General features: G+C 35.4%; 11 protein-coding genes. 8 read left to right on the plus strand and 3 right to left on the minus strand.

Annotation, left to right across the window (positions count from 1 at the left end; translation table 11 throughout):
• Positions 1 to 14: 14 nt before the first annotated feature.
• From BFU36_RS07080 to BFU36_RS07100, 5 genes are all read left to right on the plus strand, one after another.
• Positions 15 to 1,808: a DUF4434 domain-containing protein gene (locus tag BFU36_RS07080; RefSeq protein WP_069282934.1), complete on the plus strand. Its 1,794-nt coding sequence runs from the start codon at positions 15 to 17 to the stop codon at positions 1,806 to 1,808.
• A gap of 54 nt (positions 1,809 to 1,862) precedes the next feature.
• Complete coding sequence (locus BFU36_RS07085) at positions 1,863 to 3,095, plus strand: Gfo/Idh/MocA family protein (protein WP_069282936.1); 1,233 nt, start codon at positions 1,863 to 1,865, stop codon at positions 3,093 to 3,095.
• A 364-nt stretch (positions 3,096 to 3,459) separates the two neighbouring features.
• On the plus strand, positions 3,460 to 5,637 hold the full coding sequence (locus BFU36_RS07090) for a xanthine dehydrogenase family protein molybdopterin-binding subunit (protein ID WP_069282938.1): 2,178 nt from the start codon (positions 3,460 to 3,462) through the stop codon (positions 5,635 to 5,637).
• Between the two features lie 94 nt (positions 5,638 to 5,731).
• Complete coding sequence (locus BFU36_RS07095; RefSeq protein ID WP_069282940.1) at positions 5,732 to 6,904, plus strand: MFS transporter; 1,173 nt, start codon at positions 5,732 to 5,734, stop codon at positions 6,902 to 6,904.
• A gap of 66 nt (positions 6,905 to 6,970) precedes the next feature.
• On the plus strand, positions 6,971 to 8,056 hold the full coding sequence (locus tag BFU36_RS07100) for a Gfo/Idh/MocA family protein (RefSeq protein ID WP_069282942.1): 1,086 nt from the start codon (positions 6,971 to 6,973) through the stop codon (positions 8,054 to 8,056).
• Here BFU36_RS07100 and BFU36_RS07105 read toward each other — a convergent pair.
• Complete coding sequence (locus tag BFU36_RS07105) at positions 8,031 to 10,616, minus strand: DUF1854 domain-containing protein (protein WP_069282944.1); 2,586 nt, start codon at positions 10,614 to 10,616, stop codon at positions 8,031 to 8,033. The two genes, BFU36_RS07100 and BFU36_RS07105, sit on opposite strands and share 26 nt — an antisense overlap.
• A 145-nt stretch (positions 10,617 to 10,761) precedes the next feature.
• Here BFU36_RS07105 and BFU36_RS07110 point away from each other — a divergent pair, with 145 nt between their 5' ends.
• Positions 10,762 to 11,703, plus strand: coding sequence for a Gfo/Idh/MocA family protein (locus tag BFU36_RS07110; RefSeq protein WP_069282950.1), 942 nt, complete (start codon positions 10,762 to 10,764; stop codon positions 11,701 to 11,703).
• Positions 11,704 to 11,714: 11 nt separating this feature from the next.
• On the opposite strand, the gene BFU36_RS14075 is transcribed toward BFU36_RS07110, so the two are convergent.
• Positions 11,715 to 11,888 (minus strand): hypothetical protein, encoded by a 174-nt coding sequence (locus BFU36_RS14075; RefSeq protein ID WP_197490545.1) that lies wholly within the window; start codon positions 11,886 to 11,888, stop codon positions 11,715 to 11,717.
• Positions 11,889 to 12,011: 123 nt separating this feature from the next.
• Here BFU36_RS14075 and BFU36_RS07115 point away from each other — a divergent pair, with 123 nt between their 5' ends.
• Positions 12,012 to 13,079, plus strand: coding sequence for a Gfo/Idh/MocA family protein (locus tag BFU36_RS07115; RefSeq protein ID WP_069282952.1), 1,068 nt, complete (start codon positions 12,012 to 12,014; stop codon positions 13,077 to 13,079).
• Between the two features lie 19 nt (positions 13,080 to 13,098).
• Here BFU36_RS07115 and BFU36_RS07120 read toward each other — a convergent pair whose 3' ends face one another.
• Positions 13,099 to 13,953: an amidohydrolase family protein gene (locus BFU36_RS07120; protein WP_069282953.1), complete on the minus strand. Its 855-nt coding sequence runs from the start codon at positions 13,951 to 13,953 to the stop codon at positions 13,099 to 13,101.
• Positions 13,954 to 14,177: 224 nt separating this feature from the next.
• On the opposite strand from BFU36_RS07120, the gene BFU36_RS07125 reads away from it, so the two are divergent.
• Positions 14,178 to 15,845, plus strand: a complete 1,668-nt coding sequence (locus tag BFU36_RS07125; RefSeq protein WP_069282955.1) for a thiamine pyrophosphate-binding protein — start codon at positions 14,178 to 14,180, stop codon at positions 15,843 to 15,845.
• Positions 15,846 to 15,875 lie beyond the last annotated feature (30 nt).

Raw genomic sequence — 15,875 nt, forward strand, 5'->3', positions numbered from 1 at the left:
TTATAAGATTTAACATGGAAGATTTTATTATAGGAGTAAATTATTGGCCATCTGATTCCAATATAAAGGTATGGAGTAGGTTTAATGTAAATGAAATTAATGAGGACTTTGAATTAATGAAAGAACTAGGTATTAATACGATAAGGGCTTTCATACTTGATGAAGATTGTTCAGATAAGGAAGCTAATTTCAAGGAAGAATGTAAGGTCAAACTATCACAATTCTTAGATATAGCAGAGAAAAACTCAATAAAAGTATTACTTACCCTTATCGTAGGTCATATGAGTGGTAAGAATTGGAGAATACCTTGGGATGAGGACAATTCAATATATGACAAAATAGAACTAACTAAGAAATTTGTAACAGAGATAGTAAGCCACTTCAAGTCGCATAAGGCATTACTGGGATGGGTATTAACTAATGAAATATCTCTTGTTAAAATTCCTCAAAGCGATCAACAATTCTTTATTTGGTTAAGGGAAATATATAATGCAATAAAAAGTATAGACAATGAACATTTAGTTTCCTTAGGTGATTCTGTCTCTCCATTTTCTCCCACTTTCCTAAAGCCAGAGAACGTAAAAGGCATTGTAGACTACGCTTCTCCACATATTTACCTCTACGATAATGATCCCATTAGACTTACAATGCAATACTTCATGACAATAGAGTATGATAGAAGCTCTGGATTACCAGTAATTTTAGAGGAGTTCGGATTACCAACAGCAGTTTATTCGGAGGAGTCAGTAGGCAGGTTCGTAGGACTGATATTAAGGGGAGCTTTGGTTTATGGGGCTAAAGGGGCACTAGTATGGTGTTTCTCAGATTTTGCTAGAGAAGAGGACGAACCTTATCTTTGGGAGCCACATGAGCTGACTTATGGAATAGTGAGGAAAGATAGGAGTTTGAAGAGATCTGCCTTGGAGCTTAAGAGTTTCTCCAGCAGAAAAATAGGAAAATATCACATACCTAAAAGAGATGCAACCATTCTCGTGCCCACTTGGCTTTACAAGAATTTTCAATTTGTACCAGAGCAATCAAAAAGATCTGATTTCGTTAGAGCACTTAGCGAAGCTTTCATTTTAGCTAGGTTATCAAACATACAAGTTACCTTTTCTAGGGAAAATGATGATCTTAACGAATATAAATTAATAATAGTCCCATCGATAACCAGGTTACTTAACACTACTTGGAGGAGATTATTGAGGGCAGTGGAGAATGGTTCTACATTATACTTTTCCACCGCAATGAGTTTACATATGTCAGCAACCCATCTGTGGGAGGAGATATTTGGTGTAGTTCCTAAATTAGAGGCAGGGAGTAAAGGAGTAAAAATACCCAAAGCGATTAGATTTGTAAATACTGAGGAAATTAACATAGGAGGAGAAGTTCAACTACTAACGTACTCATTTAAGGAGAAAGATGCTAGCGTAATTGGTGTAGATGAAGAAGGGATTGGGAGGATATTCTTAACAAAGAGAGGAAAAGGGTATGCAGTGCTCTCAACCATACCTTTTGAGCTAATATCATCATCCAGAGAGAGTATTAACGGTAACTTACTAAAGTTTTATAGATACTTAGCAGAACTAACTAATGTAACCCAGAAGTACATCTCAAATGTTTCCGGGGTGGAATTTCAATTCTTAGAGGGAGAAAAAGATGACTTATTGGGAGTTATTAATCACTCGTGGGAGAATAAGGAAGTAAAAATTGATGCGAGAATTGTAGAGGATATTGACAGTTGTGTTAAAGAAGAAACAATAAGTTTAGCTCCTAAGTCTGCTTGCTTGATTAGAGTTTCAAAATAATTTGAAAAATAAAACTCTAAAATCTTTATTAGTTTTAATCTCTATCATTATTCTATGCACTTGAGAATAGCCTTTTTAGGAAGTGGTTTCTCAGCCCGTTTTCACTTACGAGGATTAGTAGGTGTGAGAAACGTTGAAGTTAGGGCTGTATATTCCAGAAATCCTCAATCAGCTAAGGAATTCTCTTTGATTTCAGAGGAATTAGGAGTAGGTAAACCTAAAGTTTACGATGACATAAGTAAGATGCTGAGCGATAAGGATATAAATGCAGTATGGCTTACCGTGCCAAATAACGTTCACTTAGAATACACGAGAAGAATAGTAGAGGAGGTAAATCAAGGTAAAAGCAATATTATAGGCATAGCTATAGAGAAACCATTAGCTAGAAACGTTAAGGAGGCTAAAGAGATGATAAGGCTAGTTGAGAAAGCGAGCTTACTTCACGGGTACTTGGAAAACCAAGTATTTATGCCATCAGTCATTAAGGGGAAAGAGTTATTATGGCAAATGGGTGCTAAGAGCTCTGGTAGACCTTATTTAGCTAGAGCTGCAGAGGAGCATTCTGGTCCTCATAACAGCTGGTTTTGGAAGCCCACTATTTCCGGTGGAGGAGCTTTGTTAGATATGACTTGCCATAGTTTAGAGACCACAAGATACGTTCTCACAGACCCTAATAAGGAGAAATCTTCATTGAAACCCGTAAGTGTTTATAGCGAGATAGCTACTTTAAAGTGGAACAAGAAGGAGTATGTTAGTTACTTAAAACAAAAATATAACGTAGATTTCGACAAGGAACAAGCTGAAGATTACGCCCTCACGATAGTTTACTATAAGGATAATGAAGATAATCTAGTTATATCTGAGACTAGAACCTCATGGAACTTCGTCGGTGCTGGTTTAAGATTGACTGTTGAAGTATTAGGTCCAGAGTACAGTTTAAATATTAATACACTTCAACCCGAGCTATTTACTTTCTTTAGTAGAAATGTAAAGATACCTCAATCTGAAGCTTTTGTGGAGAAGCAAAACGCGGAACAAGGACTTATGCCCGTAATCCCAGATGAGGCAGTGACTTATGGTTATCAAGGGGAGGATAGACACATGGTGGAATCGTTTCTAGCTCGTAGAATGCCAACGGAAAACTGGTATGATGGACTATTCATAGTTGAGTTAATGATGCATGCTTACTTGTCAGCTGAATTAGGAAAGAAGGTTAATTTCAGTCCTCAGCAAATAGAAGATTTTATTCCAAAGGTAGCTAAAGGTGAGTGGAGAGGGACGGAATAGAGTTTATATACTATAATTATAGAATATGTACTTTTTACTTAGTATGATGAAAGTAAAATTTTTTAACTTCACTACTAACTTATAGTCAAGTGGGAAGAGGGCCAGAGCAATGGGGATTTATAGGGGTATAAAGGGGATCAACGTTGGGGTTGGCTCTGGCCCTTCCTGCTCGACATAATAAAATTTCATAAATTATAAAAATTGAGCTTCACTTCAAGACGTAAGGTAAATACTCTTTCATATAAATACTTAATCTTAACTTGTTAAGCATTGAAACGTAGCGTATTATGAAAACTTGTATATTATTTTTTAGTTAGTCCTCCTTTAATAAAGTTTAATAAATTGATAGCGTTAAGGTATAACAATGACTCAAGCAATAGGAAAAGCATTGAGGAGAATAATAGAAGATCCACCATTAATCACTGGAAGAGGTAGGTTCGTTTATGACATTGACTTTAGAGGAGCCCTTTATGCCGTATTTATAAGAAGTCAATATGCCCACGCGAAAATAAAAAGTGTTAGATGCCCTTCTAACTCCTTATGTTATACAGCTCAGAACTTACCTAACATTGTAGGCTTTGCTAAAGACGAGGCAATCTATCAAGGACAACCATTGGCAGTAGTATTAGCTGAGGATGAGTATAAAGCTAGAGATTTAGCAGAACAGGTTGAAGTAGAATATGAGCCTTTATCAGCGGTTATAAGTGTAGAAGAAGCACTGAGAGATGTTAATAAGGCTAAAAGTGACTTAGAATCTAATATCGTAATGCAAGATGAAATAGAAGTGGGAGATATTAGAGAGACGTTTCAGAAAGCTTATAAGGTTGTTGAAGGGGAATTGGTTAACCAAAGGGTAATCCCTTCAGCAATGGAACCTAGAGGAGCTGTGGCTTACTTTGATGGGAGAAGGTTAACTGTCTGGAGTAGTACACAGACTCCATTTGATTTGAAAAAGGGGCTATCAGCTTTACTAGGTAACTATGGTGTTTATGATATAAGGGTTATTCAACCGTTTGTTGGAGGAGCTTTTGGAAGTAAAATAATTAATTATCCAGAGGAATTTATAGTAGCATATTTATCAGTTATTACTGGCAAGCCAATAAAATGGTTTAACACTAGGTCTGAGGATATGCAAACTACTAACCATGGAAGAGATATGAGATTTAAATTTAAGGCAGCCTTCGATTCTGAGGGTAGGCTGTTAGGCATTGAAGGTACTTTAATTATGGACTTAGGTGCTCCAATACCAGAGATTAATGGGGACTCCTTTGGCATGGCTACCACTGCAGCAAGGTTATTGATAGGAAGGTATAAGGTAAATGCGTTAAAGGTGAAGGTATTAGGAATAGCTACCAATAAAACATTTATTGGAGCATATAGGGGAGCTGGCAGACCTGAAGCTACATATTTTATAGAGAGAATTCTAAACCTTGGAGCGAGAGAGCTAGGAATTGATCAATTTGAAATTAGAGAAAGGAATATAATGGATGACGTGAATTTTTACAAATTACCAACTGGTATAGTTTATGACAGTGGAAAGTATAGGGAAATGTTAAGAATAGCTAAGCCTTATTATCATGAATTACTGAGGAGAAGAAATGAGCTAAGGAGTAAAGGTAAGCTAGCTGGTGTTGGTATTGCGATAGTGAGCGAGATAGCCTCTTTCGGTCCTTTCTCTACAGCGAAGGTTAAGGTACTGCCTAATGGTAGGATACAAGTAGTAACTGGGACTACGCCACATGGTCAAGGTGATGCTACAGCCTTTGCCCAGATAGCCTCTGAAATATTTGAGGTAGATCCTAGCCAGGTTGATGTTTTATGGGGAGATACGGACCTAATAGCTGAAGGTGATTTAACAGCAGGAAGTAGAAGTGTAACTGTTGGTGGTTCAGCAGTATTTGAGGCATCTAGGAGATTAAAGGAGAAACTATTGAGAATAGTATCGGAGAGGATGAGTGTTAAACCAGAGGAAGTAATTTATGAAAATGGAAAATTCATTCATAAACAGAGTGGCAAATCTGTGACTTTAGCTGAAGCTTCAAGTATTTCAACTCATATGGGTGTCTTACCCGAGGAGGAGTATTCTTACGTTATGAACCTATACACTTCCCCATACGGTCTCCATATGGCATTAATAGAAGTTGATAGAGAAACTGGTTTTGTCAAGATATTGGATTACAAAGCATTTGATGACGTAGGAATAGTTGTGAATCCATTGTTGGCTGAAGGTCAAGTTCACGGAGGAGCTCTTCAAGGAATTTCACAAGCTCTATATGAGGAAACGGTCTACACTCCAGAAGGAGCTTTAATAACTTCTAACTTTTCCGATTACGTAATACCCACGGCTGTAGAGAGCATAAAAGTTGAATGGAAGTCGTTAGCGTTAGCAAAATCCGATACTCCAATAGGTTCCAAGGGAATAGGTGAATTGCCTACGATAGCTTCAACACCTACTATTCTTCACGCAGTAGAAGATGCAGTGAATAAGAACATTTACACGATGCCAATTAAGCCAGAGATTATTCTAAAGCTTTTGGATTAAAATTAAACTTTTTCCTAACTTAAAAGTGTTTTTACGAATTAATTAGGAGTTAAATTTAAAATTAATTCATATTAAGTAGTCATTATGACCCTCATTGAGACCTCTGAGAACTTACGCTCTACTTAACAATCTTGCCACGAGCCTCATAAACCCTTTCATATCATTCTTTAGTGCATCAAATGGAATTATAGGACCTTTCTTGGCTTTAGTTTCATCAGCTAATACTGCATTCCCTGGAATAATGCAATATATATTAGCTAACTTATCGATAAGGGCAAAGAGAATGATAATAATAGGGGATCTGTTAAGCGGAATTCTATGGATAACCATCGGTGCCTTAGGAATTTACAATTCCATGTTTGTGCTAATATATGTTATAATTGCTGCACTATTGGGGGTGGCTAATTTTGGTTGGCTATTGATTCTAGACAAGGTAAGCGGAACTAAAAGAGGAACTACATTAGCTTATTATAACTTCTACGCTTATATTGGGGGATTAGTTGCTACGCTTATTACGGGCTTAATAGTAAAAGATGATCTATCTCTCATGGATTATTTCTTCATTATTGGGGGAATAATATACATAATAAATTGCTTTGTGATAAGTAGATTAGACGTAGACGTCAAATTCATTAAGAGTAAAACCTCAGTTAAAAATCTTATTCTCAATAATTCTGAAATGCGAAAGTTTATATTAGCAAGCTTCATTTTTACATTAATTTGGTCAATGGCATGGCCAATATTTCCCCTAGCTCAAGTATATAAATTCCATATGAACGAGTTTCAAATAGCTATCATTAATTTAACTGGCGGTCTGTCAACAGTAGCCTTGCAAAGGTTAGTAGGAAGATTGGTAGACAAGCATAGAAGAAGAGTTATGTTCTTTGGAAGATTTGCCTTAGCTACTTTTCCTTTGGCTTATGCACTTTCAACGTATACATATCAAATATACTTAGCTAATCTAGTATCTGGTTTTACAAATTCAGCATCGATCTCCTATACGGCATACTTATTTGATAACTCTAACTACTACGAAAAAAGAGCTAATATAGCGTTATATAATATGTTTAATGGTTTTGCGGCGTTGATAGGATCTACGTTATCGAGTGTCTTTTTTGAAATACTATCCAGCCATCTTAGCTTAGTCTTCAGTATCGATTTAATGTTATTAATGATTGGTATTTTGAGGATTTTAGCGTCATTATTATTTCTGACCGTTAGAGATAGGAGTAAGGCTGAAAACTCTAACATTATTAATAAATACTAAATATTTCTGAAGAATAAATGAAAAGATAAATCAAAGGCTTATAAACGTATGTCATAATTATATAACATGAAATTAGGCATTATAGGATTAGGTGGATGGGTTACCTATGGGCATCTACCAGCGTTATCAGAGCTAGGAGTTAAAGTGGAATCATGCGTAGATATAGATGAAAGGAGAGTAAAGGATTTTTCTTCAAAGACTGGCTGTAAAGGATATACTGATTACATAGATATGTTAAAAAACGAAAATCCTGACCTAGTCTTAATAGCAGTTCCTCACTCTCTTCATGCTAAAATTGCTTTAGATGCTCTTAGCAACGGCTCTAACGTGTATGTTGAAAAACCGATGGCTACATCTTTTGAGGAAGCATTAAAGTTAGTTGAAGCGTCTAAGAAAAAGAACAAGATTCTTGTAGTAGGTCATGAATTTAGATTTGAACAAAACTCCCTTACTGCTAAAAAATTGATCAAAAACGGTGAACTAGGTAATATATATCATGTAAGAAGCTTATATATAAGGCAAAAAGGTATACCCACTTCGTCTACCTTTATAAGGAAGGATTTAGCTAAAGGGGGAGTAATTTTTGATTTAGCGACTCACTTAGTAGATCTTATAATGTTCTTCTTAGATTTCCCAACTCCTAAAAGCGTAGTATCTAGAACTCATTACGTCTTCTCTCAAGATAAGACTAAGTTTTCCTCATATCCTTCACCTACCTTACCTAAAGATAAGGTAGAGGTGGAGGACTTCGCTTCAGCGTTTCTAGATCTTGACGGTATTTCAGTGTATATAGAAACTAGCTGGGCTTCTTACATTAAAGAGAGCAAGAGGGAAATAGTAATATTAGGTAATAAGGGTGGAATTCATATAGATAATTCCTTATACTTTATGAGAAATATAGCTGATGAATTCTTCATCTCTAATCCATTAACCACTCAGCAAAGAAGCGTATATAAAGAGGTCTGGAGTAAAATTATTAACGCTATTGAGAAAGCCGAAATACCGTATCCATTTTGTACAGTGGAACAAGGGGCAATTAATGTAGCAATATTAGAGAGTATGTATAAATCGGCTATGGAAGGTAAAGAAGTTAAAATAGATATTCCAGCTTGGTTATTGCAGTCGGCTAAACAGTCTCTAGAAGTAAATTAAGGCTTTTCTTGTCTAACTGATTTAAATCAATTTCATATAGATTATCATTTTTATCTATTAAAACTACTTTAGAATCAAACACAACAACATTTCTCCTACCCAAAGTATATGTTGTAACTCCACCTCTATCGGTTATTAAATTCCATTCGAGTTGATCTCCCTTTATATTTATTTCGTTTATTTTATTAACTTTGAATATTAAGTTATTATAAGATATAGCCCTTTCTAATACTTCTCTAGAATTTTCATCAGTAATCTTAGTATAATCTTCTAGCAATAGTACCTCTTTTCCATTTTCGTCATAAAATCCTATAAATGTAGGCTTAGTAATTGGAAATAACATTTTAGGAATTAGGTCATGATATACTATACCATCTATTTGAACGTTAACCCTACTTGACCTATTAGTGGGATAAACTTTTAAGTCTCTTACGACTCTCAATTGATCTTCTCGGTTCCTCTTCTCTTTAGCTTTCGTAAAAATGTTCTCCTCATTGATTTGATCCTTAAACATTTCATAGAAAGCACTTTTCTTACTCAATAAATCTCTCGGAGTTCCCTCTTCTACAATCTTACCCTTATCTAACACTATTACCTTATCTGCATTCATCACTTCGTGAACATTATGGGTTATCAAGATCACAGTTTTACCTTGTGATACGTTAATCATAGCTTCATATACTTCTCTCTCGCTTATTACGTCTAAATTCGATGTAGCCTCATCGAATATTAATACGTCAGGGTTCTTTATTATAGCCCTTGCAATACTTAGCCTTTGCCTTTGTCCACCCGATAAATATGTCCCCCTCTCCCCTAGAATAGTATCGTAAGCGAATGGTAATTTTATTATTTCATCGTGTATTTTGGCAATTTTACAAGCCCTTATTATATCCAGCTCATCAACGTTATCGGAACCATAAGCAACGTTGTATCCTACTGTAGTATCGAATAGGACTACGTCTTGAGGTACGTAAGCTATCTTCTTTCTTAAATACTCAAGATCAATTTCCTTAACGTCAACATTACCTATGCTTATCTTTCCTTCATCAACATCATAAAATCTCAAAAGGAGTTTAGCAATTGTACTCTTACCAGAACCGCTTTTACCTACTATCGCTACCTTTTCTCCAGGCTTAATCATAAAACTAACGTTTTTTATTACAGGAAAGTGAGGGTCATAACCAAAGGAAACTTTATCAAAAACTATTTCAGCTGGCATCTTGGGTTTCTTAGGACTTTCTGAGTTCGAAATTTGGGGCTTTACTTCCAATACTTCTCTTATCCTTTCAGCTGATGTTAGGGATTGTTGTATGAAAGGTAAAACATTGCTTAGATTATTTATTGGACCGTAAAACTGGGATACATAAGCTATAAAAGCAGTTACTATACCTAATTCTATAACTCCGGATATAACTTCATGCCCTCCTAGCCACCAAATTATTACGGTTGATAAGTTGACCACTAGTCCCATTAGAGGCCAATAATAAGAGTTCATCTTATTTATCGAAACACTAGATTCATATAACCTGTTCAACATCTCTCTCAATCTCTTGCTTTCATAATCTTCTTTGGAGAATGATCTAACAACTAGGAAGTTTGGAACAGTATCATTTATTCTTGAAGTTATGTCAGCACTTCTCCTCCAATTTCTGTGGTATAATCTATGGGATTTTCTTCTATATCTTATTATCATTAAAACTATTATTGGAATAGGGATCAAGATGAAAGTAGCCAGAGTAGCATCTAGGGTGAAAAGTATAACACCTATACCAATTATGGTAAACAGGTTAGTTACTAGTGTTGGCAAACCCCATACTAATAACCAATTAGTGTTCCCAGCATCTGTAGTAAGTCTTGATAGAATTCTACTTGGAGATATTCTCTCTATGAACGAATAATCATGTCTAATAACATGGTTATAAAGGATCTCCCTTAAATCATTTATTATTCTGGATCCTAAATTGTTTAGTGTTCTAGTTTGTATTGAAGAAACAATTGCAAGACTAGAATAAGTTAAGACTAAGAAAATTATTATGTCTTCAAACAAAGCTGGGGAATGAGTATTTGATAACAAAACGCTATCGATCAATACTTTTAACAAGTAAGGTGGAACTAGGTTAAGCCCAGTAGTTATTAATGATAATATGGCGCCTAATATCATTGTCTTCCTATACTTAGATGATATACTGAAGAGCCACCTCAATGTACTAATACTTACTTTATGAATATCTGAAGCCTCTTCATCCTTAATATCTATTTGCTCATTTCTGTTGAAAGCATCAGCTAATCTCTTAAAGACTTCCTCTTTTTTCTTCGTAAAGTAAGCTATTTCTACACTCTTACCATCCGAAGTGTAAGCTATTAACTTGCTAATAGTAATTCCACTTTCTACACTAAGTTTTATTACGTTATCTACGCGTAATATCAGATTCCTTTTCGAATCGTATACTGTAATTGTTTTTCCATCTATTTTGATTACTTCCTCTCCTAACTTAAGGTCTCTATCGAGATCAGTCTTTATCTCTATAGAGAACTTAGTTGACAGCAGAGTATTCTTCATGATAAGACTATAACTTTGTGAAAATTTATAAATATTATTTTTTAAACTCAAGGGTAAAAAGACTTAAACCAAGTAATAATCCTACAAAAAATTGTGAAGAAAACTAAAAATAATATTTATATTCTAGCAACTTATAGTAGAATTCATGAAAGTAGCTGTAGTAGGATGTAACGGTTTCGGTAAAATCCATCTAAGCGCAATGAGAAATATTGGAGGTATAGAATACTATGTGTTTAGTAGGGATGAGCAAAAGGCAAAAGATTGTATGAAAGAATTCAATGCAACGGGCTATTTCACAAAATATGAGGACATTTTAAGATCTAATGTTGATGTGATAGATTTGTTAGTAAGCCACGATCAACATCTAAAAATGGGAGTAGAGGCTATGAGGAGTGGAAAACATTTGATGTTAGAGAAGCCAATAGCCAGAACTATTGAAGAAGGAGAAAAGTTAATTAATACTGCAAAGGAAAATGGAGTTAAATTTATGGTTTTAGAACAGTTCTTCTTCGATTCCTCTGTACGTAAAGCTAGGGAAATTATGCCTAAATTGGGTAAAATATCGTTAATAATAGTAAGGTCTACCCACTTATATCAACCTAAAGGTTGGAGGACGAATAAGGAAAAGATGGGAGGAGGAGCCTTTATAGATGGAGGAGTACACTTTATTGACACGCTTCTTAATCTTGGTGGGGATTATGAAAAAGCTTTAGGATTATGTAATAATTACTTCTCTGGAATAGAAGGAGAAGACACTACAATAGCTCTCTTCAAGTTTAAGAACAACGCATTGGGCACAATACTTTATAGCTGGTCAGTTCCTAAGCCCCCTAAAGTACCCGGTTTTGAAATACATGGAGAAAATGGTAGTATAATAGAAGATCCTAACACGAGGATAAATCGTAAACCATTTGGAGATCTAGTTTTTAATGGCGAGGTAGTAAAAGTAGATCAAGTTAATCCGATAGAGGAAGAAATAAAGGGTTTCATTAAAGCTGTGGAAAATAATGAGCCAGTTCCCATGCCTCCAGAGATAGCACTAAGAGACTTAAAAGCTGTATTAGACGTATACAAAACTTGTATGTAGTAAAAAGTTTTTTAAATTATCTCATAATAGTAGCTATTTCTCCTCACTTTCTGAAGGTATTTCCATTCATTAGGATATTCCAACTTTAGGTATTCCTCTGGTAATTTATCTATAGAGATCAGCTCTTCGTTTATTGTTTCCTCCTCATTACTTTTTTGCTTTTGTTTGAATTGAAGTAAAGCCATTCTATTTCACTAAAGTATAAGTTTAACTACTAGTTTTTAAATCTATCTATCCTTATACTTTAATATAACTAGTAAAATATAAGCAAACCAAAAGATAATAGGCTCACGTAGTTTTATATTATTATGGTTGAAAAAATAAGGTACGGCGTAATTGGAGTTGGAGGACATGGTAAGAATAGACACTTAATACCCTTAACGAGATTAAGTGATCAAGTGCAAGTGTCAGCAGTAAGCGATATAAATAAACAAAGATGTGAAGAGATTTCATCACAATTTAAAGTTAAATGTTATTACGATTACATGGAAATGATAGAGAAAGAGGCGTTAGATGCTGTTAGTATAGTCACACCAACTGGTACACATGCTAATATAGCAATTGACGTCTTAAGTAAGGGAATTAATGCATTAGTTGATAAGCCCCTCGGTGCTAATCTAGAGGAAGTGATCAAAGTCGTTAAGACAGCTGAGAATAAGGGAGCAAAACTAATGGTGGGGTATTGGACTAGATTTTCTCCAGCGATTCAGTTCGCTAAGGAAGTAAAATTAGGTGAACCTTATGTAGCTTATGGATATTTGGTAAGGAGGAGAGGAATTCCCGGTATTCCCACGTTTATAGATCAAAAGTTATCTGGTGGAAGAGGAGTTCTTTTAGATATCGGATGTTATGTAATTGATAACGTATTATCTATACTTAAATTTAGGAAGCCAATAAGCGTTATGGGTAAGGTTTATACTAAATTCGGGAATAAAAGCGAAGAGACAAAATTTAATTGGGGAACTTGGGATCCAAAACGCTTTAATTTGGACGATTACGCTATCGCCTACATTAAGCTAGAGAAAGACATCAGTTTCGTTCTAGAAGTAGGTTGGGCTGGAAATGTTTCTCACGTCGAAGAAAGAGGTTATATTAGAATTTTAGGGGATGAGGGAGGATTGGAGGGGATTGGAAATGAGGCAATTGTTGATATTTCGTACCATAGTAGGACTGAAAACTTTTTAGTCGATACTAAGCCACATTTAGGAAAGGTTGATCTACCCTTTGAAATGGTCAAGTCTTTTGTTAAAAGCATTATGGAGAATAGAGTACCTCCAATTACTGGATATGAGAGCGTTGTACTCCATTCAATTATTGACGCAATATATAAATCCTCTGAGGAAAATAGAGAAGTGAGGGTAACTTTGCCAGATTAGGAAGAGTAAAAACTGTTTATCATTTTAGCTCACTTAGAGGTTTGAATATCGATTTAGCATTCTTACTTGCAATTTGTTCTTTAGCTTTATCACTTATACTAATAGACAAAAATTCCTTTAAGTTTTGGGAAATGCTTTTAATACCCGGACCTCCATAATCACTTCCATAAATAGTTTTGCTGGCAATTTCTTCAATTCTAGGTAAATAGTCCAGTAGCTTCTTTGGGGGTATTGAAGAGATTTCAGCAATTATGTTTTTCCTAATTCTAACTAATTGAAATGCAGTTGAAACGTAATTTGGTCTTCCCATGTGTGCCATGATGATTTTTAGCTTAGGGAAGTCTACTGAAACATCATCTACAAAGATTGGGTCAGCATATTTGTTTCTAGCATTATTAAACATGCTAGTTCCAGTATGAATTATTACTGGTAAGTCGTGATCCTGAGCAAATTCATACATCAAATTAAGCTGTTTCAGCCCTCCCTCCTCCTCTCTGTAAGCATTGGGCTTGAGATGAGAATGAACAGGATGTAGTTTTAATCCAGAAATTCCCGCTTCGTATTGTTTTCCCAACAAATACTTAGCCTCATCTAATGATATCTTGTTAGGCTCTATTCCACCTACAATTGAAAATCTATCACTATAATCCTTAAGAAAATTAATCATATTTACTGGAAAGTTCTCCTTAGTTCTCCATATCTCCCTAGATGGATATGCTATAATTACTATATAATCAATGTTAACATCATTCATCTCCTTCAAAATATCATTGACATTAGGAGGAGAAAACTCGTAACCAGAGTTATTATTAAAGAACTCTTGCGGAAGAGTTTCCTTAAACCAAACATGGGTATGAGCGTCAACATAACCCATGATAAAAATTAACTAGTTGAAAAGTAATAAACTTAACAGTAAAATGTTTTGACAAAAAACTCAGTTCAAAAAATTCTATAGCTTTTAATAGTGGAAACAATGTAGGAGGTACTTAAGCCCTATTCCGTCTCTAGTGAGCTGACTTCCATCCCGTCATAAATGGCGAGGCTTTCCCTCAACTCCGTGAATAATCATTATTTAAGCTATGATTTAATTATTAAATTATGAAAGCCTCTAAAGCTATATTAGAACTCCTAAAAAAGTATTCCGTAACTAACGTATTTGGTCTAGTTGGTGAGACATCTTTTCCCCTATACGAATACTGGTCCGACTATGAGAGGGAAGTCTCTCACGTATTTGCCAGGGATGAAAGAAATGCTGTAATAATGGCTGACGCATATGCTAGATTTTCTTTTAAACCCGGCATAGTTGAAGTCCCCGGAGTGGGAGCACCTTATACTTTACCAGCATTAGTCGAGGCAAATATTTCATCAATACCTATCATAATGATAGTCAGCGATATTCCTAGCTATAACGAGAAGAGAAACGTTCTGACTGAACATGAAAAAGAATACTTAGCATATAATGTAAAAGATTTCATTAACGTCAATGACTCGTCCTCCCTCCCAAGACTATTGAGGAGAGCCTTTAGATTAGCCACGACTGGCAGGACCGGTCCAGTAGTGGTTAGAATCCCAATGAACGTATATGAGGGAGAGGTAAGTGAGGACGAAATTTACGCTCAAACTGAGTATTCAAGCTATCCCTCGCTTAGGTTTGCTCCAGACGATGAAAGGATAGCTGAGGCTTTAAAGATATTATTAAACGCTGAGAGACCAGTAATAATTTGTGGTCAAGGAGTTTTATTGTCCCAAGCTTGGGAAGAAGTAATAAAATTAGCTGAAACGCTTTATATACCGGTAGGAACTACGATAACCGGAAAGGGATCTTTTCCAGAAAATCATCCGTTATCTTTAGCTGTGATAGGAGCTAGGGGTGGAACGAAGTTCTCTAATAACGTGGTACAAGAAGCAGACGTAGTATTTTTAATAGGAACTAATACTGACTCAGCAAATACTTGGGATTGGAGAATACCGAGCAAGAAATCAATTATTATCCAATTAGACGTAAGTGAGCGTGAACTTGGAAATAACTATAAAGTTTATCCGCTTTTAGGAGACGCTAAATTGACGTTAAAGAAGATGATAAATATGATAAGTGAGATAAGGAAAAGGGACTTGTCAACCTTTATAGAGAAAAAGAAGGAGTTCGAGGATTACGTAAATTCATTGGCTGAAGAGAAGATGAACTTAGTTAACCCTATAAAGTTTGTTAAATATTTATCGAGATTTATAGATAATAACACTTACATCGTTTCTGATCCCGGTACTGGCGCTATCTATAGTTCTGCTTATCTTAAATTGAACTCAGCTGGGAGAAGAATAATGTATAACTATTCTTTAGGTGGTTTGGGATATGCAATACCGGCGTCAATAGGAGCTTATATAGCGACTAAGCGTAGAATTGTCGCACTTACAACTGACGGTAATCTATATTTTAACATGGGCGAATTGGAGACAATAAATAGGTTAAACGTTAACGTTAAAATATTTCTCTTCAACAATAAGTCTTTTGGTTGGATAAGGGCTGCTATGCTGTCTAAATATGGAAGGATATTACAAGGTACAGACATAAGCGAGGTAAAGTACTCCGATATCGCCTCTGCGTTCAACCTGGATTATATGAGGATAGAGAGGTCTGACGATATAGAGGAAGTAATGAATAGTATATTTAAGGACGAGAGACCCAAACTAGTAGAGGTATTAATACAAAGTGAAGAGAAGTTACTTCCCCCTGTTCCAGATTGGGAAAACATTAGAGAAGCGAAGTAATTAAGTTAACTTTTAAAATTGTAACATTTA

The sequence above is a fragment of the Sulfolobus sp. A20 genome (assembly GCF_001719125.1).
In the GTDB taxonomy this organism is placed as follows: Archaea; Thermoproteota; Thermoprotei_A; order Sulfolobales; family Sulfolobaceae; genus Saccharolobus.

Bases quoted from the DNA above. Each gene is read 5' to 3' on its own strand.
- BFU36_RS14075 (WP_197490545.1), bottom strand. From the start codon at position 11,888: ATGGCTTTACTTCAATTCAAACAAAAGCAAAAAAGTAATGAGGAGGAA.
- BFU36_RS07090 (WP_069282938.1), top strand. From the start codon at position 3,460: ATGACTCAAGCAATAGGAAAAGCATTGAGGAGAATAATAGAAGATCCA.
- BFU36_RS07080 (WP_069282934.1), top strand. From the start codon at position 15: ATGGAAGATTTTATTATAGGAGTAAATTATTGGCCATCTGATTCCAAT.
- BFU36_RS07085 (WP_069282936.1), top strand. From the start codon at position 1,863: ATGCACTTGAGAATAGCCTTTTTAGGAAGTGGTTTCTCAGCCCGTTTT.
- BFU36_RS07115 (WP_069282952.1), top strand. From the start codon at position 12,012: ATGGTTGAAAAAATAAGGTACGGCGTAATTGGAGTTGGAGGACATGGT.
- BFU36_RS07120 (WP_069282953.1), bottom strand. From the start codon at position 13,953: ATGGGTTATGTTGACGCTCATACCCATGTTTGGTTTAAGGAAACTCTT.
- BFU36_RS07100 (WP_069282942.1), top strand. From the start codon at position 6,971: ATGAAATTAGGCATTATAGGATTAGGTGGATGGGTTACCTATGGGCAT.
- BFU36_RS07125 (WP_069282955.1), top strand. From the start codon at position 14,178: ATGAAAGCCTCTAAAGCTATATTAGAACTCCTAAAAAAGTATTCCGTA.
- BFU36_RS07110 (WP_069282950.1), top strand. From the start codon at position 10,762: ATGAAAGTAGCTGTAGTAGGATGTAACGGTTTCGGTAAAATCCATCTA.
- BFU36_RS07105 (WP_069282944.1), bottom strand. From the start codon at position 10,616: ATGAAGAATACTCTGCTGTCAACTAAGTTCTCTATAGAGATAAAGACT.